18 protein-coding genes are annotated in these 20,380 nt (G+C 70.6%); 12 read left to right on the top strand and 6 right to left on the bottom strand.

Features of this window, described 5'->3' with window-relative positions; genetic code table 11:
• Positions 1–31: 31 nt before the first annotated feature.
• The 3 genes from ACTWPV_RS01920 to ACTWPV_RS01910 all read left to right on the top strand — a co-directional run bounded on the left by ACTWPV_RS01920 (position 32) and on the right by ACTWPV_RS01910 (position 3,958).
• Positions 32–1,600 (top strand): CDP-alcohol phosphatidyltransferase family protein, encoded by a 1,569-nt coding sequence (locus ACTWPV_RS01920; RefSeq protein ID WP_347641752.1) that lies wholly within the window; start codon positions 32–34, stop codon positions 1,598–1,600.
• Positions 1,597–2,319: a DUF5941 domain-containing protein gene (locus ACTWPV_RS01915; RefSeq protein WP_347641751.1), complete on the top strand. Its 723-nt coding sequence runs from the start codon at positions 1,597–1,599 to the stop codon at positions 2,317–2,319. Before ACTWPV_RS01920 ends, ACTWPV_RS01915 begins: the two co-directional genes overlap by 4 nt.
• Before the next feature lie 238 nt (positions 2,320–2,557).
• Positions 2,558–3,958: a glycoside hydrolase family 16 protein gene (locus ACTWPV_RS01910; protein ID WP_443150325.1), complete on the top strand. Its 1,401-nt coding sequence runs from the start codon at positions 2,558–2,560 to the stop codon at positions 3,956–3,958.
• 119 nt (positions 3,959–4,077) lie between these two features.
• Here ACTWPV_RS01910 and ACTWPV_RS01905 read toward each other — a convergent pair whose 3' ends face one another.
• The gene (locus ACTWPV_RS01905; RefSeq protein ID WP_443150324.1) at positions 4,078–6,429 is read right to left on the bottom strand and encodes a GH1 family beta-glucosidase; all 2,352 of its coding nucleotides are present in this window, start codon (positions 6,427–6,429) and stop codon (positions 4,078–4,080) included.
• A gap of 91 nt (positions 6,430–6,520) precedes the next feature.
• Here ACTWPV_RS01905 and ACTWPV_RS01900 point away from each other — a divergent pair, with 91 nt between their 5' ends.
• The 3 genes from ACTWPV_RS01900 (at position 6,521) to rocD (ending at position 9,145) form a co-directional block, all read left to right on the top strand.
• Positions 6,521–7,006, top strand: coding sequence for an Lrp/AsnC family transcriptional regulator (locus ACTWPV_RS01900; RefSeq protein WP_347641748.1), 486 nt, complete (start codon positions 6,521–6,523; stop codon positions 7,004–7,006).
• Between the two features lie 124 nt (positions 7,007–7,130).
• Positions 7,131–7,928 carry a dimethylargininase gene (ddaH, locus tag ACTWPV_RS01895; RefSeq protein WP_443150323.1) on the top strand — a complete coding sequence of 266 codons (798 nt, stop codon included), beginning with the start codon at positions 7,131–7,133 and terminating at the stop codon, positions 7,926–7,928.
• 2 nt (positions 7,929–7,930) lie between these two features.
• Positions 7,931–9,145 (top strand): ornithine--oxo-acid transaminase, encoded by a 1,215-nt coding sequence (gene rocD, locus ACTWPV_RS01890; RefSeq protein ID WP_443150322.1) that lies wholly within the window; start codon positions 7,931–7,933, stop codon positions 9,143–9,145.
• A 4-nt stretch (positions 9,146–9,149) separates the two neighbouring features.
• Here the strand turns inward: rocD and ACTWPV_RS01885 are convergent, their stop codons facing one another.
• Complete coding sequence (locus ACTWPV_RS01885) at positions 9,150–10,703, bottom strand: alkaline phosphatase D family protein (RefSeq protein ID WP_443150321.1); 1,554 nt, start codon at positions 10,701–10,703, stop codon at positions 9,150–9,152.
• A 217-nt stretch (positions 10,704–10,920) separates the two neighbouring features.
• On the opposite strand from ACTWPV_RS01885, the gene ACTWPV_RS01880 reads away from it, so the two are divergent.
• Entirely contained in the window at positions 10,921–12,198 is a 1,278-nt protein-coding gene (locus ACTWPV_RS01880; RefSeq protein WP_443150320.1) for a Glu/Leu/Phe/Val family dehydrogenase, read from the top strand.
• Between the two features lie 174 nt (positions 12,199–12,372).
• On the opposite strand, the gene ACTWPV_RS01875 is transcribed toward ACTWPV_RS01880, so the two are convergent.
• Positions 12,373–12,819, bottom strand: coding sequence for a MarR family winged helix-turn-helix transcriptional regulator (locus tag ACTWPV_RS01875; RefSeq protein ID WP_443150319.1), 447 nt, complete (start codon positions 12,817–12,819; stop codon positions 12,373–12,375).
• 49 nt (positions 12,820–12,868) lie between these two features.
• Here ACTWPV_RS01875 and ACTWPV_RS01870 point away from each other — a divergent pair, with 49 nt between their 5' ends.
• The 4 genes from ACTWPV_RS01870 (at position 12,869) to ACTWPV_RS01855 (ending at position 17,327) form a co-directional block, all read left to right on the top strand.
• Positions 12,869–13,948: a substrate-binding domain-containing protein gene (locus ACTWPV_RS01870; RefSeq protein ID WP_443150318.1), complete on the top strand. Its 1,080-nt coding sequence runs from the start codon at positions 12,869–12,871 to the stop codon at positions 13,946–13,948.
• Positions 13,949–14,022: 74 nt separating this feature from the next.
• Positions 14,023–15,390 carry an APC family permease gene (locus ACTWPV_RS01865; RefSeq protein WP_443150317.1) on the top strand — a complete coding sequence of 456 codons (1,368 nt, stop codon included), beginning with the start codon at positions 14,023–14,025 and terminating at the stop codon, positions 15,388–15,390.
• The gene (locus ACTWPV_RS01860) at positions 15,387–16,394 is read left to right on the top strand and encodes an acetamidase/formamidase family protein (RefSeq protein ID WP_443150316.1); all 1,008 of its coding nucleotides are present in this window, start codon (positions 15,387–15,389) and stop codon (positions 16,392–16,394) included. The genes ACTWPV_RS01865 and ACTWPV_RS01860 overlap by 4 nt, the downstream gene beginning before the upstream one ends.
• A 105-nt stretch (positions 16,395–16,499) precedes the next feature.
• On the top strand, positions 16,500–17,327 hold the full coding sequence (locus ACTWPV_RS01855; RefSeq protein ID WP_347641739.1) for a trypsin-like serine peptidase: 828 nt from the start codon (positions 16,500–16,502) through the stop codon (positions 17,325–17,327).
• Between the two features lie 72 nt (positions 17,328–17,399).
• On the opposite strand, the gene ACTWPV_RS01850 is transcribed toward ACTWPV_RS01855, so the two are convergent.
• Genes ACTWPV_RS01850 through ACTWPV_RS01840 form a run of 3 tightly spaced genes read right to left on the bottom strand, consistent with a single transcriptional unit; the run spans position 17,400 to position 19,551 of the window.
• Positions 17,400–18,287 carry a Gfo/Idh/MocA family protein gene (locus ACTWPV_RS01850; RefSeq protein WP_443150315.1) on the bottom strand — a complete coding sequence of 296 codons (888 nt, stop codon included), beginning with the start codon at positions 18,285–18,287 and terminating at the stop codon, positions 17,400–17,402.
• Positions 18,284–19,195: an NAD-dependent epimerase/dehydratase family protein gene (locus ACTWPV_RS01845; protein ID WP_443150314.1), complete on the bottom strand. Its 912-nt coding sequence runs from the start codon at positions 19,193–19,195 to the stop codon at positions 18,284–18,286. Before ACTWPV_RS01845 ends, ACTWPV_RS01850 begins: the two co-directional genes overlap by 4 nt.
• A gap of 2 nt (positions 19,196–19,197) precedes the next feature.
• Positions 19,198–19,551 carry a YrdB family protein gene (locus ACTWPV_RS01840; protein ID WP_347641736.1) on the bottom strand — a complete coding sequence of 118 codons (354 nt, stop codon included), beginning with the start codon at positions 19,549–19,551 and terminating at the stop codon, positions 19,198–19,200.
• Positions 19,552–19,664: 113 nt separating this feature from the next.
• Between ACTWPV_RS01840 and ACTWPV_RS01835 the strand changes: the two genes are divergently transcribed.
• Entirely contained in the window at positions 19,665–20,357 is a 693-nt protein-coding gene (locus tag ACTWPV_RS01835; protein WP_443150313.1) for a TetR/AcrR family transcriptional regulator, read from the top strand.
• Positions 20,358–20,380 lie beyond the last annotated feature (23 nt).

Here is a 20,380-nt window from a genome sequence, read left to right as displayed (position 1 = left end):
CAACCCCCCGCAATCGCCTCGAAAGGGAGACATGACCCGCGTGGTCCTGCTGGGCGCCTCGCCCGGCCCCGAAACCTCTCCGACCGGCCTGAGGCTGGCCGCGCTTACCGGCAACCCCACCGTGGCCGAACGACTACGCAGCCAGGTCACCTCCATGGATCCGCGGCCCGCCACCATCGAGTCAGGCGATGTGGCCGCCGCCCTGCGAGCCCTGGCCGATGTCGCCGCATCAGCAACGGAAAACCTCTTCATCATCCCGACCAACTCCGTCGTCCACGACGAGCTGATCTACCAGATCACCAAGTCCAAGCGCGGGGCGCTGGCGCTCGTCGCGAAGGAGCCGCGCTACGGGATCACCGAGGAGGCGCAGGAGGACACCGGTCAGGAGGACAACGGCCAGGAAGACAGCGACGACGAGCCCGCTACGGAGGGGCGCGTCCCCATCGCGGAGGCGGAGCCGGAGATCGGCTACGAACGCCTCGAAGGCCTGCCCGTGCGCGCCCGCATCGGCAAGTCCAACCGCATCGTCTCGGTGGGCACCGCCCACCACGCTGTCACCAGGCCCAACGCGGCGCTGCTCGGCCCGCTGCACGTGAGCGCGCGCAACGCGCCCGTGCTGGCCGAGACCTGCCGCGAGCTGGCCGAGATCGCCCACCGCTTCGGCGATGACGACGACCTGGTGCAGCTCATCGTGTTCGGCCTGGTGCGCAACGGCGTGTCGGTCGGCATCCGCGGCCGCCGCGATCTGTTCTACCGCCGGGTCACCACCCAGGAGGAGGTCAACGAGGCGGGCGCCGAGATGACCGGCATGGACGAAGACCGCTCCAGGCTCAACAACGCGGTCAAGGGCGCCGACGGCTTCTTCACCACCTACTTCGTCTCCACCTACTCCCGCTTCATCGCCCGCTGGGCGGCCAGGCGCGGGCTGACGCCCAACCAGGTCACGCTGATCTCGATCGCGCTCGGCGTGGCCGCGGCCGCGTGCTTCGCCACGGGCGATCGCCCGTGGATGGTGGCGGGCGGGATCCTGATCTACTTCGCGTTCGTCTTCGACTGCGTCGACGGGCAGGTGGCCCGCTACGCCCGCAAGTTCGGCGTGCTCGGTGCATGGCTGGACGCCACGTTCGACCGGTTCAAGGAATACGTGGTCTTCGCCGGGCTGGCCATCGGCTGGGTGGTCTCCGGCAACAGCGAGGACATCTGGATCCTGGCGCTGGCCGCCCTCGGCCTGCAGTCGGTGCGCCACCTGCTCGACTTCTCCTTCGGCATCTCCAACCGCCGCAAGCCACCGGCCAAGCTGCCCACCCTGGCGCTCGACGCGCCCGACGACCGCGATCTGCGCGAGGCGCTGACGCGTCGGAAGGTCGAGCGCAACCAGGGCGTGCGGGGCGTGCTCAAGCTGTGGAGCAAGGCGGGCAAGAACCGCGCCGTCCACTGGGCGCGTAAGATGATCGTCTTCCCCATCGGCGAGCGGTTCGCGGCCATCGCGATCACCGCCGCCCTCTTCGACGCCCGGATCACCTTCCTCACCTTGGTGATCTGGGGCTCCGTCGCCGCCATCTACACCCTCACCGGACGCCTCATGAGGTCGCTCGTATGATCACCCAACCGCAGGCCATGGCCACCCCCACGCCGGACCCCGACGAGGAACGCCGCCGCATCCAGACCGCCCGTCTGCTCGCCTACCGCGACGACGGCCCGCTCGCCCACGCGCTGGCCGGCAAGATCGGCAGGGGCCTGCCGCCCGTGCCCGCCACGCTCGTCGCCCTGCTGGCGATCGTCGGCCTCGTCGTCGCCGGCGTGCTGGAGGCGGGCCCGATCCTGCTCCTGCCCGTGGCGATCATGCTGCTGCTGGTGCTGCCCACCGCGCCGCGCGACCACCTGGGCCGCTTCGACTGGCTGACCCCGCCGCTGCTGCGGGGCACCGAGTTCCTCACCATGATCGCCATCGGTCTCGCGGCCGACGCGCCGAGGTGGCTGCTGTTCGTGCTGGTGTACGTCGTGGGCTACCACACCTACGACACCGTCTACCGCACCCGTCAGAGCATCTGGCCGCCCGCCTGGGTGTTCCACGCGGGACTCGGATGGGAGCTGCGCCTGATCATCATCGGCGCCGGAGCCGCGCTCGGAGCGCTGACCCCGGTGCTGGCGGTGCTGACGGCCTACCTGTTCGTCCTGTTCGCGGTGGAGAGCGTGACGAGCTGGGTCCGCCTCGACAAGTCCACCGCCCAGTCCGCCGACGCCGAGCAGGACCTTGAGGCCTCCCCGGAAGAGGCGATGGAGCAGGCACAGGCCAACGGCGAGACCGCCAAGGGCTGACCCGGGCGAGATCCGCGGCACCGCCGTGCGCGCGGTGTCGCGGATCTCACCGGCGCGACCGCCGTGGACCTGCTGCACGGCGTACGGCACGAGTCGCAACGAGAGCGCTCTCTAGAAGCTCTCCGATCGGCGCTTACCCGAGGGTGGGGTGCCCGTGCCCTGATCGTTGACAGTTCTTAGGTGCTGTGTTCACATCGTTGAGAGAGCGCTCTCTCGCATCCAACCCCCCCATGGAGCGATGATGACAACAGCAAACAGGCACCGGCGCCGCCTGGCGGCCGTGGCCGTGGTGCTCACCGCACTCACCGGGCTGCTCGTCCAGATGACCGCCGGCGCCTCGGCCTCCGTGCCGTCCACGCCGTCCGGCTGGTCACTGGTCTGGTCGGACGACTTCGACGGCCCCGCCAACACCCTGCCCTCATCGAACAACTGGATCATCGACACGGGGCACGCGTACCCCGGCGGCCCGGCCAACTGGGGCACCGGCGAGATCCAGAACTACACCTCCAGCACCTCCAACCTCAGCCTCGACGGCTCGGGCAACCTGCGCATCACCCCGCTCCGCAGCGGCTCCGGCGAGTGGACCTCGGCCCGCATCGAGACCAGGCGATCCGACTTCAAGCCCGCCGACGGGCGCATCCTGCGCATCGAGGGCCGCATCCAGATGCCGAACGTGACCGGCAACGCCGCCCTCGGCTACTGGCCGGCGTTCTGGGCGCTCGGGTCGCCGTACCGGGGGAACTACTGGAACTGGCCGGGGATCGGCGAGTTCGACATCATGGAGAACGTCAACGGCCTCAACTCCGTCTGGGCCGTGCTCCACTGCGGCGTCGCCCCCGGCGGGCCGTGCGAAGAGAACAACGGCCTCGGCGCCAGCCGCGCCTGCCCCGGCTCGTCGTGCCAGTCGGGCTACCACACCTACCGCTTCGAGTGGGACCGCAGCGTCAGCCCCAACCAGCTGCGCTGGTACGTGGACGGCCAGCTGTTCCACAGCCTCAGCCAGTCCAGGTTCGACGCCACGACCTGGAACAACATGACCGGTCACGCCGGCTACTTCCTGCTGCTCAACGTGGCGATGGGCGGTGCGTTCCCCAACGGCGTGGCCGGCTTCGGGACCCCCACGGGTGACACCGTGCCCGGCAGGCCGATGATGGTGGACTACGTCGCGGTCTGGCAGAGCGGCACGGGCGGCGGCGACCCCGACCCGACCGACCCGCCCGGCGACGTCGACGCCCGCTCCACCATCCAGGCCGAGCGCTACAACGCCCAGTCGGGCACCATGGTCGAGACGACCACCGACTCGGGCGGCGGCCAGAACGTCGGCGGCATCTCCAACGGCGACTGGCTCCGCTTCGACGGGGTGCGGTTCGGCTCGCAGGCCGCCCGCCAGTTCAAGGCCAGGGTGGCGTCCGGGGCGGGCGCCGGGGTCAGCGGGCTGGTGCAGGTGCGGCTCGACAGCCCCACGGCCACGCCCATCGGTGACTTCGCCGTGGGGAACACCGGCGGATGGCAGAGCTGGCGCACCATCCCGGCCAACATCTCCGGGGTGACCGGGACGCACACGGTCTACCTCACCTTCAGCAGCGGCCAGCCGGCCGACTTCGTCAACGTCAACTGGTTCACCTTCTCCACCTCCTGACCGCCCAGCTGGCCCGTACGCGCGTGAACCTTGCGCGTACGGGCCCGCCCCCGGCCGGCAGGCCCACCGCTTCGACGTACGGCGATATGGGCGCGGCACGCGCCCGAAGAGGGCAGGCGTCAGGTGGAGTCCCTGACCACGAGCCGGGCCGGGAGCACGACGGACGTGACGTGGCGGCCCTCCAGGCGCGACAGCAGGAGCCGGGCGAGCGCGAGGGCCTGGTCGGCGACGGGGACGCGCACGGTGGTGAGCGGCGGGGTGGTGGCCGAGGCGGCGTCGACGTCGTCGAAGCCCGCGATCGCCAGGTCGTCCGGCACCCGCCGCCCGGTCTCCCGCGCCGCCCGCAACGCCCCGATGGCGAGCTGGTCGCCGGCCGCGAAGATCGCGTCCAGTGACGGGTTGTCGCCGATGAGCCGGCGCGCGGCCGCCGCGCCGGACGCGCGGGTGAGGTCGTCGGCCGGGGCCAGGATCGGACTCATGCCGGCGCGGTGGAGGGCTGCCCGGTGACCGGCGAGGCGGTCCTGGACGGAGGTCAGGTCCATGGGGCCGCAGATCATGCCGATGTGGCGGCGCCCGCGCGCGATGAGGTGCTCGGTGGCGGCCGCCGCTCCCCCGGCGTTGTCGACGTCCACGTACGGCACCAGCGACGTGACCGCGGGTTTCCCGAGCAGCACGATCGGCACGCCGGTCCGCGAGAGCCGCTCGGCCAGGGTGTCGGCCCGGTCGGGCGGCAGGAGCACGACGCCGTCCGCCAGCCGCGCCTCCACGTGGGAGGCGATGCGGCGGTGGCTCTCGGCGGTGTCGGCCAGCATGAGCGTGATCTGCTTGCCCGCGCCCTCCAGCATGCTGGTGACGTACTGGACGACGGCCGCGGTCAGCGGATCGCCGCCCTGCCTGGGCACCGACAGGACGAGGGCGACCGTGTTGGTGCGCCTGGTGACCAGGCTGCGGGCGGCGGCGTTGGGCACGTAGCCGAGCTCTCTGACGACCCGCATCACCGTCGCGCGCACCTCGGAGCTCACCGAGCTCTCTCCGTTGACGACGCGCGAGACCGTGGCTCTGGAGACGCGGGCACGGGCGGCCACGGTCTCCAGGGTGGGCCGCCGGGGGCGGGTCTCGGTCAGGCCGTTGCGCGCGATGACGTCCTGATACCACCGGGCGCTGTCCTTCGGACGGCGTTTCTGGGTGGCGAAGTCCACGTGCACGAGGCCGAACTTGCGCTGGTAACCGTCGGCCCATTCGAGGTTGTCGAGCAGCGTCCAGACGAAGTATCCGCGGACCCTGGCGCCGTTCTCGATCGCGGATCTCAGGGCGCGCAGGTGCTCCTCGATGAAGCTGATCCTGTCGACGTCGTGAATGCCGTCGCCGGTCACCACGTCGACGAAGTCGGCGCCGTTCTCGGTGATCATCAGATCGGTTTCCGGATATTCCCGCGAAAGGCGGCCGAGCAGCTGGGAGAGGCAACCGGGCACGATGGGCCAGCCCATGGCGGTGACCGCCGTGGGCACCGTGCAGAAGAGCACGCCCTCGCTTCCCGGGAAAGCCGGATCGGCGGGTTCGCTGGGCTGCGCCTGCACCACCAGCGGCGCGTAGTAATTGACGCCGATCAGATCGATGGGCCGGGCGATGACGTCGAGGTCGCCGTCGCGGACGTGGCCGAGCCCCGCGTGGCGCTCGATGAGCGGGATCAGGTCGGCAGGGTAGGCGCCGCGCAGCATCGGGTCGAGGAACTGCCGGTTCGCCAGGGCGTCGATCCTGGCCACGGCCTCGGCGTCCTCCTCGCTCAGCTCCCTGCCTGCGTCGCTCACCTGGGCGGGCGTCAGCACGGGTGAGATGTTGACGACGGCGCCCACCTTGGCGGCTCCGGCGGCGCGCAGCGCCTGGACGGCCAGCCCGTGGGCGAGCAGCAGGTGGTGGGCGCTGCGGAAGGCGTCGGCCGCCGACGTCCTGCCGGGCGCGTGAATGCCGGAGCCATATCCGAGAAAGGCCGCCACCCACGGTTCGTTCACCGTGAACCACGTGTCGACCCGGTCACCGAGCCGCTCGTGAACGGCCGCGGCGTAATCCGCGAAATGGCGGGCGGTGTCGCGGACCGGCCAGCCGCCCTGGTCCTCCAGCACCTGCGGCAGGTCCCAGTGATATAGGGTCGCATAGGGCGTGATGCCCGCGGCGAGCAACTCGTCGAGCAGCCGATCGTAGAAGTCGAGCCCGGCCGTGTTCACCTTTCCGCAGCCGTCGGGAATCACCCTCGCCCAGCTCACCGAGAAACGGTAGGCGGCTATTCCGAGGTCTTTCATCAACCGCACGTCCTCGGTATGGCGGTGGTAATGGTCGCACGCCTCGGCACGGTCGGCGGAGAAGCCGTCCCAGATGGACGGGCCGCGGCCGCCGGCGGTCGTGGCCCCCTCGATCTGGAAGGCGGAGGTCGACACTCCCCAGACGAAACCCTCGGGGAAACTCGCTGCGCTCATCGTGGTGAAACCCTCCGGACACGGTTCGGGCGCCCAGTGTCCCGCGCGCCGCACGTCGCGCGCCAGCCTGGCCAGGCTGTATACAGAGCGCGTGGAACTGGACCGGCTTGATCGTGACATCATCGCGGCGCTCGTCGACGACGCCCGTGCGACGTACGCGGACATCGGTGATCACGTGGGGCTGAGCGCGTCGGCGGTCAAGCGTCGGGTCGACCGGCTGCGCGCTACGGGGGCGATCACCGGGTTCAGCGCGCGGGTGGCGCCCCAGGCGCTGGGCTGGACGACCGAGGCCTACGTGGAGCTGTTCTGCCAGGGCAAGACCAAGCCGTCGGACATCGCGCTGGCCGTGGCCAAGTTCCCCGAGGTGGTGGGCGCCGCCACGATCACCGGCGAGGCCGACGCGCTGCTGCACATCCGGGCGACGGACGTCCGCCACGTGGAGCGGGTGATCGAGCGCATCGCGGCGGAGACGTTCGTGGTGCGGACCAAGAGCGTCATCGTGCTCTCCAGGCTGGTCGACGCACCGCCTGGCACCACCGTGCCCCAACCGCGCAACGGACCGTCCACCGACGCCTGAAAGACGCAACAGACCTGCGCATATACGCAATGTCGACCTCTTGGCCGCCATGACGGGCGGTTCCTAGGCTGGCTGCGTCCCTCCAGAGCGGGATTTTCCCTGGTCAACGATGATGGAGCGCTGCATGCCCAAACACTTCCTCATGTGCCGCCCTGAGTACTTCGCCGTCGAATACAGCATCAATCCGTGGATGCGCCCCGAAGCCGGCGCGTCCCGCGACATCGCGGTTCGGCAGTGGGAAGACCTCAAAGCCGCATACGAGGAACTCGGCCATCGCGTCAGCCTGATCGACCCGATCGACGGGCTGCCCGACATGGTGTTCGCCGCCAACGGCGCGCTGGTCGTCGACGGGCGCGTCTACGGCGCCAGGTTCGCCTACCCGCAGCGCGGCCCCGAGGGCCCGGCCTATCTGCGCTGGTTCGCCGAACGCGGATATCCGGCGCACGAGCCGCAACACGTCAACGAGGGCGAGGGCGACTTCCTCGCGCTCGACGAGATCATCCTCGCCGGCACGGGCTTCCGCACGGACGTGCGCGCCCACCAGGAGGCACAGGAGATCCTGGGCCGGCCGGTGATCTCGCTGACCCTGGTCGACCCGCGCTTCTACCACCTGGACACGGCGCTGTTCCCGCTGGACGGCCGGAACGTCGCCTACTACCCGCAGGCCTTCTCGCGGGGAAGCCAGGAGGTGCTGCGCCACCTGTTCCCCGACGCCGTCCTGGCGACCGCCCTGGACGCCGAGGTGCTCGGCCTGAACGCGGTCAGCGACGGCACCCACGTGGTGATCAACGCCGAGGCCTCCAACCTGCAGTTGGAGCTCAAGCGCCGAGGGTATGAGGTGCTCCCGGTCGACCTGTCGGAGCTGCGTAAGGCGGGTGGGGGCCCCAAGTGCTGCACACTGGAGATCAGGGGGGAGAACTGACCATGACCACCAGCGCAGAGTTGATCGAGATCAGCGAAAGCCGTAGTGCGCACAACTACCACCCACTGCCCGTGGTGATCCACGAGGCGCACGGAGCGTGGGTCACCGACGTCGAGGGCAAACGTTATCTGGACTGCCTGTCCGGCTATTCCTCGCTCAACTTCGGCCACGGCCACCCGAAGATCGTCGAGGCGGCGAGGGACCAGCTCGAACGGCTGACCCTGACCAGCCGCGCGTTCTACCACGACCAGTTCGCGCACTTCTGCGCCGGACTGGGCGACCTCACGGGCAAGGACATGGTCCTGCCCATGAACACCGGCGCCGAGGCCGTCGAGACCGCCATCAAGGTGGCGCGCAAGTGGGGCTACGAGGTCAAGGGCGTCGAGCCCGACCAGGCCAACATCATCGTGATGGAGAACAACTTCCACGGCCGCACCACCACGATCATCAGCTTCTCGACCGACGCCGACGCGCACGACAACTTCGGCCCCTACACGCCGGGCTTCAGAATCGTGCCCTACGGCTCGGCTGAGGCGATCAGGCAGGCCGTCGACGCCAACACGGTCGCCGTGCTCGTCGAGCCCATCCAGGGCGAGGCCGGGGTGCTGGTCCCGCCGGACGGCTACCTGACCGAGGTCAGGGAGCTGTGCTCGGCCGGCGGGATCCTGATGATCGCCGACGAGATCCAGTCAGGGCTGGGCCGCACCGGGCAGACGTTCGCGTGCGACGTCGAAGGGGTCGTGCCCGACATCTACGTCCTGGGCAAGGCCCTCGGCGGCGGCGTCGTACCGGTGTCGGCCATCGCGGCCGACCGCGACGTGCTCGGCGTCATCCACCCCGGCCAGCACGGGTCCACGTTCGGCGGCAACCCGCTGGCGTGCGCGGTGGGCATCGCGGTCATCGAGCTGTTGAACACCGGCGAGTTCCAGGCCAGGGCCACCAAGCTCGGCGAGACCCTGCACGCCCGGCTGCGCGGCCTGCTCGGCAAGGGTGTCTCCGAGATCCGCGGGCGTGGGCTGTGGGCGGGTGTGGACATCGAGCCGTCGCTGGCCACCGGGCGCGAGGTGTCGAAGGCCATGCTGAGGCGCGGCGTGCTGGTCAAGGACACGCAAGGCTCCACGATCCGGCTGGCTCCGCCGATCGTCGTCTCCGAGGACGACCTGATCTGGGGGATCGACCAGCTCACCGATGCTCTCTACGCCTTGAAGGAGCGGTAGGGACTCAGCCCACGCGTACGGATTCGATCGGCTTTATGGCGTCGTCGCGCGACTCGTACCAGGTCAGCGTGCCGGGGAGGGTCAGGGTGGCCACCGCGTTCTGGAACCAGGGGCCCTTGACGATCCGCCATCGGAAGGGCGCTCTCGGGATGCCCGCCGACCGCGCCAGCAGGCCGCCCACCAGCGTGGCCAGGCCGAACTGGGTCAGCACGTTGGCCCAGCGCAGCACCCGGCTGAGGGGGTTGCGGATCGGCGAGCACACGACCTGGTAGACCGGCCCGGTGTTGGCCTTGGCGAGGTAGGAGTAGTGCACGTCGCCGGAGAGGATCAGCACGGGCTTGCCGAGTTTGATCAGCATCCCGGCCAGGTCTTCGAACGAGCGGCGGAACGCCGCCCAGTGCTCCAGGTCGACGGCCTGCCGGAGCATCTCGGACCACCTGGCCACCAGGCGGCCCCACTTGCCGTCGCACAGGGCCTCGTTCCAGTTCTGTACGCCGTGGACGCCCTCGGGCAGCAGGAACGGGATCGACGAGCCGATGATCAGCCGCTCGGCCGGGCGGGTGACCTGCTCCTCCAGCCAGGCCCACTCGTCGGGGTCGAGCATGCGGCGGTCGCCGGGCGTGAGCTGCCTGGCGCACCGCGTGTCGACCATGATCAGGCGGGTGTCGCCGAGGTCGCGGGCGTAGCTCCAGCGGTTGCTGCTCGGCTCGGTGTCGGCCCTGTCGGCGAACGCGTCGAGCGCGTCTCCGGTGTCGCCGTCGCCGCTCAGCAGCTTCTGCAGGAGCGTGTCCGCCGCGCGCTCGGCCGGTGAGAGATTGCCGAGGTGCTGGTAGACGTAGTAGGCCCCGAGTCCTGCGACGACCCGGCGGCGCCACCACGGTGTCCTGGCCATCTGCTCGCGCCAGGTCTTCGAGGTGTTCCAGTCGTCGCGCACGTCGTGGTCGTCGAAGATCATCGCGGTCGGCACGGTGGACAACACCCAGCGGATGTCGGGGTCGGTCCACGCCTGGCGGTAGAGCTCGGCGTATTCCTCGAAGTCGGCGATCTCCCCCTGCGGTTCGGTGTCCCTTCGCGACCTGATGTAGTCCAGGACCTCGGGCGACGGGCTGTCGGCGTAGACCTGGTCGCCGAGGAACAGCAGCAGGTCGGGCCACTCCTCGTCGCCGGCCTGCGCGAGGTGGGTGCCGAGCTCGCTCAGCATGTCGTAGCCGTGCGTGATCACGTGTGTGGCGTCGTGGGGCACGCTGGTGCGGCACGAGCCGAACATCAGCTTGCGCACCCCTTCGGCGGGCAACAGCCTGATCCGGCTGGGCGGGCGACCCGCCAGGGGCCATACGGCCTCCCCGTCGAGTGTGACGGAATAGGACCCGATATCCTGGGAGAGTCCAACGAGATCCACGATCGCGTAGTGGTGTCCGTGCACGGTGAAGGTAGGCGACCGGTAAGCCCTGCCGTCCGCTTCGACGGTGACCGTGCAGGGGTCGGCGGTCTCCACCCAGATCGAGGCGCTGTCACGATCGACATAACGCAGCATCGGCCCCACCACGAGTGCGGGCATTCCACTCCTTCAGATCGACGATTCGGCATACATCCGCTCGTAAGCCTGCCAGAGTGGCGCCGCTCGTGGCACCTCGGTCACCGGCTTGGACTTCTTCCAAGTCCTAGGCAAGTCCAAACCCCTCGCCTATAGGATGATCGTAACAACATCGCCCAAAGTGGAAGGCAATGGCGCCTTTCCTGCAAAAAGGGCGTAAATACCAGGAGGAAACTCTTCAATGAGCATCATGGTGCCGTCAACGACGCCGGCCCTGATCACACCGGGCCGCCAAGCGCTCGACTCCGCTCTCCACCAGCTCGACCAGGCCGCCGAGCAGCTCGGGCTCGACGACGGGCTCCGCACGATGCTGGCCACGCCCCGCCGCTCCCTGACCGTCTCGGTCCCGGTGCGGCGCGAGGACGGACGGCTCGACGTCGTCCAGGGATACCGGGTCCAGCACAACGTCTCACGCGGCCCCGCCAAGGGCGGGCTCCGGTTTCATCCCAGCACCGACATCCACGAGGTCACCGCGCTCGCGATGTGGATGACGTGGAAGTGCGCGCTGGTCGGCATCCCGTACGGCGGCGCCAAAGGCGGCGTGGCCGTGGACCCGGCCGGGCTCACCACCCGCGAGCTCGAACGGCTGACCCGTCGCTACGTCAACGAGATCCTGCCGCTGATCGGCCCGGAGAAGGACATCCCCGCGCCCGACGTCGGCACCGACGAGCAGACGATGGCGTGGGTCATGGACACCTACAGCGTCAACGCCGGCTACTCCGTGCCCGGCGTGGTCACCGGCAAGCCGATGACGCTGGGCGGCTCGCTCGGCCGTGCGGGCGCGACCTCGCGCGGCGTGCAGATCGCGGCGCTGGCCGCGCTGGGCGGCTCGCCCGAGGGCGTGACCGTGGCCGTGCAGGGCTTCGGCAAGGTGGGCGCGCTGGCCGCACAATACCTGTCCGACGCCGGCTGCAAAGTCGTGGCCGTCTCCGACGTCACGGGCGCCGTCTACGCGAGCAGCGGCCTCGACATCGCCCGGCTGCGCGCCTGGGCCGCCGAGGAGGGCGGCGTGCACGGCTACCGCCACGCCGACGCCCTGGCCCGCGACGACCTGTTCGAACTGGACGTCGACGTGCTGGTCCCGGCCGCGCTGGAAGGCGCGATCACCGAGGCCAACGCGCCGAGGATCCGGGCCAGGCTGATCGTCGAGGGCGCCAACGGGCCCACCACGCCGCAGGCCGACGAGATCCTCGCCGCCTCCGGCACCACGGTCGTGCCCGACATCCTGGCCAACGCGGGCGGGGTGATCGTGTCCTACCTGGAGTGGGTCCAGAACATGCAGGCCTACTCCTGGAGTTCCGGCGAGGTCGAGCTCAAGCTGCGCGACCTCATGCAGGGCGCCTACTCCGAGGTGAAGTCGCTGGCCGCCGAACGCGGGCTGACGCTCAGGCAGGCGGCGCACGTCATCGGCGTGGGCCGGGTGGCCGACGCGCACCGGATGCGCGGGCTCTACCCGTGACGACCGGCAGCCGGCACGGCTGAGGACCGCCTCAGCGCGCCGGAACCACCGGAGGTCAAGGACGACCGCCGGCCAGAACGACCGGGGCCCGCAGTCCGGGGCGGGCCCCGGCTCCTGTGCTCACTTCCCTGGGCTCACTTCCCTGGGCTCACTCCCCGGACCTACTTCCCCGGCTCACTTCCTGAGCTCGGCGTAGTCGAGCACGGCCACCAGGCCCTCGAGATCGCTCATGAGCCGTTCGGTGCGCTCGGCGCCGAACGCGACCGCGACGAGCCCGTGGTGCTCGGCCACCGCGCCGTCCACCCGCGCGAGCAGCTCGGCCCCCCGGTCCGAGACGAACACCGCCACCCGCCGCCGGTCGCCCTTCGACGGCCCGCGGTAGACCAGCGCCCGCTCGATCAGCCGGTCGATCGCCTTGGTCAGGGTGGGGTGGGGCATCAGCACGGCCGCGGCGAGCTCGCCCATCGAGTCGCCCCGCCCGTCGGCCAGCGCGCGCATGATGCGCCACTGCTCGACGGTGACGTCCTCGCCCGCCAGCGCGGCCGCCAGCCCCCGGTTGACGCTGCGCTCCGCGCGGCTCAGCAGATAGGCGAGCGAGGACCCGAGCCCGGAGGAGGTCATTGGAGGAGGTCCTTTCATCGGAGAGCTTGAAGGGAGGATACTCGTCGGCGTGGCGGCGACCGTCGATCCTCTCGAAGCGCGGCTCCTCCCATCAGGTTCGATCAGGATCGGCCTGGTCGTGCCCGTGTCCGGGGTCCTCGGCCTGATGGGTCCCTGCGCGATCAACTGCGCCGTCCTGGCGGCGGAGGAGCTCAACGCCGCGGGCGGCATGCTGGGCAGGCCGGTCGAGCTGGTCCTCGTCGACGGCGGGCGGCCCGCGCGCCAGGTGGCGGCCGAGGTGTCCGAGCTGGTCAGGACCGGCACCGTGCAGGCCGTGGCGGGCGCCCACGCCAGTGACGTGCGGGTCGAGGTGGTGGCCGCGATCGCCGGGCGAGTGCCGTTCGTCTACGGGCCGCCGTACGAAGGCGGCGGGCACGCGCCGGGCGTCTACTTCCTCGGCGAGACCCCCGACCGGCAACTCGCGCCGGGGATCGAGTGGCTGGTCGGGGCGCGCCGGGCACGCCGGTGGTTCCTGCTGGGCAACGACTACATCTGGCCGCGCCTGGCGCACGCGAGCGCCCGCCCGCTGTTGCGCGCGTCCGGCGCCACCGTGGTGGGCGAGAGCCTCGTGCCGTACGGCGACGCGGTGCGGCGGCTCGACCGGGTGGCGGCCGCCCGCCCCGACGCCATCCTGCTGACGCTGATCGGCAGCGACCTCGTGGACTTCAACCGCGCGTACGCGGCCGGCGGGCTCGGCGCGGCCCGGCTCTGCGGCGCGCTGGAGGAGCACGGGCTGCTGGGCATCGGCGGGGACGCCACGGGAGGGCTGTACGCGTCGATGGGCTACTTCCGCGACCTGCCGACCGAGGCCAGCCTCGGCTTCGCGCAGCGGTACGCCGCCCGCTTCGGCCCTGACGCTCCCATGCTGAACGCCCACGGCCAAGGCTGCTACGAGGCCGTCGCCATGCTGGCCGCCCTGTGCGCGCGGGCGGGGTCGCTGGCCGTGCCGGCGCTCGACGCGGTGGCCGACGGCACCACGATCACCAGCGCGCGCGGGACGCTCACCCTGCTCGGACGGCAGGTACGCCATCCCGTTCACCTCGGGAGGGCGGACGGCCTGGATTTCTTTCTAGAGAAACCTTTTCAATAGAAAGCTTTAGCTCTAGGGTGCGAAACGCCCCCGCTGCACCCCAGCTGCACCCCCCGATGCAGAAGGAGCCGTCCATGAGCACGATCGAGCAGTTCGGCTACCGCCAGGAGCTCCAGCGCTCGCTGGGCTTCACCGACCTGATGATCTACGGCCTGATCTTCATGGTGCCGATCGCGCCGTTCGGGATCTTCGGCAACGTCTTCTCCGTGTCCCACGGCATGGTGGCACTGGCGTACGTGATCGGCCTGGTGGCGATGGCGTTCACGGCGCTGTCGTACGCGCAGATGGCCAGGGCGTTCCCGATGGCCGGATCCGTCTACACGTACGCGGGCCGCGGCATCGGCGCCCCCGTCGGGTTCATGGCCGGCTGGGCCATCCTGCTCGACTACGTGCTCGTGCCGTCGCTGCTCTACCTGGTGGCCAGCGTCGCCATGAACTCGTTCGTGCCCGTGATCCCCGTCTGGGCCTGGCTGGCGGCGTTCGTGGTGCTCAACACCGTCGTCAACTACCTCGGCATCCGGATGACGGCCAGGATCACCCGGATCATGCTGGCGGCCGAGCTGGTCGTGCTGGCGATCTTCCTGGTGGTCGCGGGCGTCGCGCTGGCCCAGGGCGAGGCGCAGACCGGCGCGTTCACGCCGATCTTCGACTCGTCCGGGTTCACCTTCAGCGTGGTGTTCGCCGCCGCGTCGGTGGCCGTCCTGTCGTTCCTCGGCTTCGACGGCATCTCCACGCTGGCGGAGGAGAACCGCGAGGACGCCCGCAGGCTCGGCAGGTCCATGCTGGCCGCCCTCGGCCTGGCGGCCGTGCTGTTCGTGACGCAGACCTGGGTCGCGGCGCTCCTCACGCCCGGCCGCGACGCCCTGATCGCGAACGGGGACCCCGCGGGCAACGCCTTCTACGACACCGCCGCGTACGCCGGCGGGCCGTGGCTGGCGGTGCTCACCGCCGTGGCCACCGCCGTCGCGTGGGGCTTCGCCAACTCGCTGGTCGCGCAGGCGGCGACGTCGCGGCTGCTGTTCGCCATGGCCCGCGACCGCCAGCTGCCCGCCTTCCTGTCACGGGTGAACGCCAGGCACAAGGTGCCGGTCAACGCGACCCTCGCGGTGGCCGCCGTCTCGCTCGTCCTCGGCGTCTTCATGAGCACCAGGGCGAACGGCGTCGGCGAGCTGGCCTCGCTGGTGAACTTTGGCGCCATGACCGCGTTCCTGGTGCTGCACGTCTCCGTCGTCGTGCACTACGTGATCAGGCAGCGCAGCACCAACTGGTGGGCCCACCTCGTCGCCCCCGTGATCGGCTTCGCCGTCCTGGTGGCCGTCGTGTACAACCAGAACGTCGCGGCCCAGTGGGTCGGCGGCGTCTGGCTGGCGATCGGCCTGGCGGTTCTGGGCATCACCTATCTGATCGGCCGTAAGCCCACACTTCCCACGGAGGTCTCGTGAACGTCGTCTCCTACCGCCCCGCGCCGGAGGAACTGAGCTACACCTTCGGCGGGCGCTCCCCCGTCGGCAAGGTACGGCCGGGCACGATCGTGGAGCTCTACACGGAAGACTGCTTCGGCGGCCTCGTCCGGGGCGTGGACGACCTGCCGTCCCAGGTGTGCGAGTTCCCCTACCTCAACCCCGTGACCGGCCCCTTCCACGTGGAGGGCGCCGAGCCCGGCGACACGCTGGCCCTGCACTTCATCAGCATCACCCCGGCCAGGGACTGGGCGGTCTCCACGACGTTCCCCCACTTCGGCGCGCTGACCGGCACCCACACCACGGCCATGCTGCAGCCGCCGCTGGAGGAACGCGTCTGGCGCTACGACATCGACCTCGCCAAGGGCGTGGCCGTCTACCACGCCCGCACCAGCGACTTCAGCGTGGAGCTGCCGCTCGACCCGATGCACGGCACCGTCGGCGTCGCCCCGGCCGCGAACGAGGCCCGCATGACGATCACCCCCGACGCGCACGGCGGCAACATGGACACCCCCGAACTGCGCGCCGGCGTCACCGTCTACCTCGGGGTCAACGTCGAGGGCGGGATGTTCTCCATCGGCGACGGCCACGGGCTGCAGGGCCACGGAGAGGTGTGCGGCACCGCGGTCGAGTCGGCCATGAACACGGTGGTCGCCGTCGAGCTGATCAAGGGAGTGGCCACGCCGTGGCCCCGGCTGGAGGACGACCTGCACCTGATGTCCACCGGGTCGGCCAGGCCGCTGGAGGACGCGTACCGGATCAGCCAGCACGACCTGGTCACCTGGACGTCGGAGCTGACCGGGCTGGACACGCTCGACGCCTACCAGCTCGTCAGCCAGGCCGGGCAGGCGCCGGTCGGCAACGTGTGCGACACCAACTACACGATGGTCGCCAAGCTGCCCAAGGCTTACGCGGGAGACACGGCGGTCTACGCGTCGGCCCACACCCGCCTGCGCGCGCTCGCCTCCCGGTACACGGCACAGTGACCTGCTCCCCGCGCCGAAGCCGAAGGGCGCGGCTTTCTGCGAACCTTCGGTAAAGACGGATGTCGCAGGTGAGAGGGCTGATCATCAGCCCCGTAGGCTGGCCGGGTGCTCAGGCTGGTGTTGTCCCTCGCCCTGCTCGACCCGTCCGCCGTCACCGAGGTGTCCCAGCGCAACGTGCCCGCCCCGCGCGTCCTGACTCCTGACGGAGACCGCCTCGGCTACGCGCCGGTCCCGCGCCCCTACACGGGGGCGCGGCGGCTCACCGGCGTGCTGCTCGGTCACGACCCCGTCTCGCGGCGGGACGTGTTGTGCGGGGGCACGGTGATCGGCTCGCGCAGCCGCAGCCTGGTGCTGACGGCCGCGCACTGCCTCTACCACCGTGGCCGGGTGCTCGAGAATCTGGCCTTCCTGCCCGGCTACGACGGCGGGCGGCCGGGGCTGGGCGTCTGGCCGGCCGTACGCACGTGGGTGCCGGCGAGATGGCGCAACCGGCCGTACTCGCCCGGGCTTCTCCCGTACGACATCGGGCTGGTGGGGGTCGGGCGCGGCAAGCGCCCGCTGGAGGCCGTGACCGGCCGGGGGCTGCGGCCGATGGCCACGGACAGGGGCACCACGCTGCAGGGTCTGGAGCTGCTGGGCTATCCGGCGGGCAAGGGCTATCCGGGGGGCACCAGGCTGTACCGGTGCCTGGGTGACGCGGCCGAGGCGGTCTCCGAGGGGCCGGGGCTGATGGTCACCCGTAACTGCCACGCCGCCGCCGGCGGCAGCGGCGGGCCCGCGTTGTACGGCGGCTCGGTGGCCGGAGTCGTGTCGTCCTCCAGCCCGCTGAGCGACACGAAGGGCTACACCGTGCTCGCCCGGCTCGGGGACAAGCCGTTCAAGCGCATGTTCGCCAGGGCCGACAGGACGATGCGGCTCAGGCAGCGCGGCTGACACCTCCGGGCACGGGTCGGCGGCGCGGGCGGGCCGGAGCGGCCAGGCCGGTGCTCCGGCGACAGGCGCGGGTCAGGCGGCGCGCGCGACGATCTCCTCGCAGAGGGCGTGGGTGGCCAGGGCGTCGCCGGCGTCGATCACCCGGCCCTCGCGTACGGCGGAGAGGAACTCCAGGCAGATCTGCTCGATGCCGCGCTGCCTGGCCACCGGCACCCAGTCGGGCCGCCTGGCGAGGGTCTCGCCGCCCTGGTGGTCGATGACGTCGCCGAGGTTGACCACGCGCCGCTTCGCGCCGTCGCCCATGGCCTCGCAGGACTCCTCGGAGACCCCGCCGGCCCGGTTCATGACGCCGATGGCGGTGCAGCCGTCGCCGGACAGCTCCAGGACGATGTGCTCGACCAGGCCGTTGCGGACGCGGGTCCTGATCGTGGTGTCGGTGACGGGGCCGGGGGCGAGGAAGCGGAGGGTGTCCACCACATGGATGAAGTCATCAAATATCACCCGCCGGGGTGTGTCGGGGTGATTAGCCCTGTTCTTCTCCATGAGGATGAGATGACGGGGGTGAGCGGCAAGTCCGACATATCCGGGCGCGTACCGGCGGTTGAAGCCCACCATCAGGGACCTCCCCTCGGCCCTGGCCAGCCGCACGAGACGCTCGGACTCGGCGAGGGTGTAGGCGATCGGCTTGTCGACGTAGACGTGGACGCCCGCCCTGAGCAGCGGCTCGACGATCTCGGGATGGGCGTCGGTGGCGGCGTGCACGAACGCCGCCTCGACGCCGTCCTTGATCACCTCGTCCACGCTCGACGACCGGGCGGCGATCCGGTAGGCGTCGCCGAGCCGGTCCAGCCGAGCCGTGTTGCGCGTGCAGAGGTGCAGATCGAGGGCGGGCTGCGCGGCGAGCACGGGAAGGTAGGCCTTCTCCGCGATGTCGCCCAGGCCGATCATGGCTGTCTTCACACGTCGAGCGTAGCCTTGAGCGCCGCCTCGATCGGGGTGGGCGCCACGCCGAACGTACGCTCGAACGCCGACGAGTCGAGCACGTAGGGCGCGACGAACTGGTAGCGCGTGTGCTTCAGCTCGCCGATGAAGGGCGAGAACAGCCCGGCCGCCCACACCAGCGGCCACGGCAGCTGCCTCATCCGGGGGGCGGGCCGCCCCAGCAGCGCGGCCATCTTCTCCCCCAGCTGGCGGAAGGTCAGCGGCGCGCCGGTGGGCACGTGCCACGGCCTGCCCCAGGCCCGCTCGTCACCGCCCGCCGTGATCAGCGCGTCGGCCACGTCCGGCAGGTACGTCCAGCTGTGCGGGACGTCGGCCGGCCAGACGAGCGGGATGGCCCGGCCCGCCCTGAGCGGCGCGATGAACCGATCGCCCAGGTAGGACTGGTCGGTGGCGCCGGGACCGAAGTAGTCGGAGCCACGCACCTCGGTCACCCTGATGCGGCCCGCCCGGTGCGCGGCCAGGGCGTCGGTCCACATCTTCGCGCGTACCCGCATCTTGGGGGTGGTGGAGGCGAGCGGCAGATCCTCCGTCATCGGGACGGAGACCGGCCCGTACGGGTAGAGGTTGCCCAGGATCACCAGCACGGCCCCGCTCGACTCCGCGGCGGCCAGGAACGACGCGGCCATCGGCGGCCAGTCGGTGAGCCAGCGATGGTATTGGGGGTTGACGCAGTTGTAGAGGACGTCGGCGCCCCTGGCGATCTCGATGAGCCTGGCCTGGTCGGCGATGTCGGCGGCCACCCTGACCGCCCCTTCGGGGCCGCGGCCCGAGCGGGTCACGACGACGACCTCGTGCCCCTGCGCGACGAGCTTGGCGGCGAGGTGCGAGCCGACCTGGCCGGAGCCCACGACGACGTGCTTACCCATGTTCAGACCTGCTTCCAGATGATGCGGAGAACCGCGTTGACGACGAAGAGCGCGGCGAAGGCGGCCGCGGAGGTGGTCAGCCCGGAGGCGTGGAGCGCCGCCGCGCCACCACCGAACCACACGATCTCGAGCGCGACGCGTGCCGGGCCGGTGAGCGGGAAGGTGGCGTTGGCGCCGCCTCCCGCGCCGAACAGCGCCCACGCCGCGACGAACAGCGCCGGAGCACCGAGCCCGGCCAGCAGTTTGATCGCCCAGCTGGGGGAGAGCGTGAAGCCCCAGTAACCGGCCGACGCCAGCACGCCCAGCTCCAGCAGGAACATCAGCGCCCTGTTGGCATGGTTGGCGAGACTGAGCATCGGGACCTCCAGAGACCACCGTTCGCTTGCGAGAGCAATGCTCGCTTAAGAGAGCAACGTTCGTCAAGAGCAGTGCTCTCGAATTTTGACACCGCTCTGATAGCCTGCTGTGCATGACTGCCAGCCGTACCGCAAGAGAACGCGTCAGGGCCGAGCTCACCAGGGAGATCACCGACATCGCGCGGCGCCAGCTCGCCACGGAGAGGGCGGGCGGCCTGTCGCTGCGGGCCGTCGCGCGGGAGATGGGCATGGTCTCATCCGCCATCTACCGCTATTTCCCGAGCCGCGATGACCTGCTCACCACGTTGATCGTCGACGGCTACAACGCCCTGGGCGAGGCCGTGGAGCAGGCCGAGTCCGCCTGCCCCCGCGACGACTTCCCCGGACGGTGGCTGGCCGCCTGCCACGCGGTGCGCGAGTGGGCCGTCGCGCACCCGCACGAATACGCCCTGATCTACGGCTCCCCCGTGCCCGGCTACCAGGCGCCCCAGGACACGATCGCGGCCAGGGTGCGCGACGTGGCCGCGTACGGCCGGATCGTCTCCGACGCCTGGGAGGCCGGCGCGATCGTCCCGCCGCCGGACGAAGGCCCCGAAGAGCTCGAACGCGACGCCGGTTCGTTCCGCGAGCTCATGCCGGGCGTGCCCGACGCGGTGATCTGGCAGGCCGTCTCCGCGTGGACCGCGCTGTACGGATGGGTCAACTTCGAGGTGTTCGGCCAGTTCAACAACGTGATCGAGAACCGCAGGACGGCGTTCGAGCACGCGATGCGTCTCGCGGCGGCCACGATGGGGCTTGCTCAGTGACACTTACTAAGTTTTACTGAATA

This window comes from Nonomuraea sp. KM88 (genome assembly GCF_052245635.1).
GTDB lineage: Bacteria > Actinomycetota > Actinomycetes > Streptosporangiales > Streptosporangiaceae > Nonomuraea.
Note: the sequence above shows the minus strand (reverse complement) of the source record. Positions and strands in the feature narration are given on the sequence as shown.